Source organism: Arthrobacter silvisoli (assembly GCF_003369445.1).
In the GTDB taxonomy this organism is placed as follows: Bacteria; Actinomycetota; Actinomycetes; order Actinomycetales; family Micrococcaceae; genus Arthrobacter; species Arthrobacter silvisoli.
Genome location: NZ_QRCU01000053.1, coordinates 1 through 1696 on the forward strand (window position 1 = coordinate 1; position 1696 = coordinate 1696).

The 1696-nt window shown below is 66.0% G+C and carries 1 protein-coding gene; it reads left to right on the top strand.

Going from position 1 to position 1696, the window contains the following annotated elements; genetic code table 11:
* A partial coding sequence (nirB, locus tag DWV11_RS13295) for a nitrite reductase large subunit NirB (protein WP_210725749.1) occupies nucleotides 1–1696 on the top strand: 1696 nt, incomplete at both ends.

The window sequence follows — 1696 nt, forward strand, 5'->3', positions numbered from 1 at the left end:
ATGTGCATGGGCCTGGTGGCTCCGGCGAACACGATGGCCGAGATCGTCGCGGACCGCCTGCACGGCGGGCAGGCCACCTTCCCCGGCTTCGACACCGCCACCAAGCTCAAGCTCTCCGGCGTGGACGTGGCCAGCTTCGGCGACGCCTTCGCCAAAACCGAGCACGCCCTGGAAATCGTCTACGCCGACCCCGCCCGCGGCGTCTACCAGAAAATCGTCACCACCGACGACGCCAAAACCCTCCTGGGCGGCATCTTCGTCGGCGACGCCACCCCCTACATGAGCCTGCGCCCCCTCCTGGGCCGGGAACTGCCCGCCGAACCCGGCGCCTTCCTCTCCGCGGCCGGCGGCGGCGAGGCCCCCGAAACCGAACTGCCCGACGACGCCATCCTGTGCTCCTGCAACAACGTCGCCGCCGGCACCATCCGCGAAAACATCAACGGCTGCGGCGCCTGCGAAGGACAGGCCCCCGTCCAGGACCTGGGCGAACTCAAGAGCTGCACCAGGGCCGGCACCCAATGCGGCTCCTGCGTGCCCATGCTCAAGAAACTCCTCGAAACCGAACTGAGCAAATCCGGCATCGAAGTCTCCAAGGCCCTGTGCGAACACATCAGCCTCTCCCGCCAGGAACTCTTCGAAACCATCCGCATCCTGGAACTGACCTCCTTCGAAGAAATCATGGCCAAATACGGCACCGGAGCCGGCTGCGACATCTGCAAACCCACCATCGCCAACATCCTGGCCAGCCAGAACAGCGCCTACGTGCTCGACGCCGGCCGCGGCACCCTGCAGGACACCAACGACCGCGCCCTGGCCAACATGCAAAAGGACGGCACCTACTCCGTCGTGCCCCGCATCGCCGGCGGCGAAATCACGCCGGACGGATTGGCGGTGATTGCCGCGGTGGCCAAGAAGTACGGCCTGTACACGAAGATCACCGGCGGGCAGCGGATCGACATGTTCGGTGCCCGGCTCGAACAACTCCCGGAAATCTGGAAGGAACTGGTGGACGCCGGATTCGAATCCGGCCAGGCCTACGGCAAGAGCCTGCGCACCGTGAAATCCTGCGTCGGCTCCACCTGGTGCCGCTACGGCGTCCAGGACTCCGTGGCCATGGCCATCAACCTGGAACTGCGCTACCGCGGCCTGCGCAGCCCGCACAAACTCAAAATGGGCGTCTCCGGCTGCGCCCGCGAATGCGCCGAAGCCCGCGGCAAGGACGTGGGCGTGATCGCCACCGCCGACGGCTGGAACCTCTACGTCGGCGGCAACGGCGGCGCCACCCCCGCCCACGCCCAACTCCTGGCCAAGGACCTGGACGACGAAACCCTCATCAAATACATCGACCGCTACTTCATGTACTACATCCGCACCGCCGACCGCCTCCAACGCACCGCCCGCTGGCAGGAAGAACTCGACGGCGGCATCAAGCACGTCCAAGACGTCGTGGTCCACGACTCCCTCGGCATCGCCGAGGAACTCGAAGCCGCCATGGCCAAGCACGTGGACACCTACGTCGACGAATGGGCAGACACACTGAAGGACCCGGAGCGACTACGCCGCTTCCGCTCCTTCGTCAACGCCCCCGACCAGAAAGACGACTCCATCACCTTCGTCCCGGAACGCGGCCAGATCCGCCCGGCCACCAACGAAGAAAAAGGCAGCATCCTCATCGGCGCCACCATCCCCGTCCGCG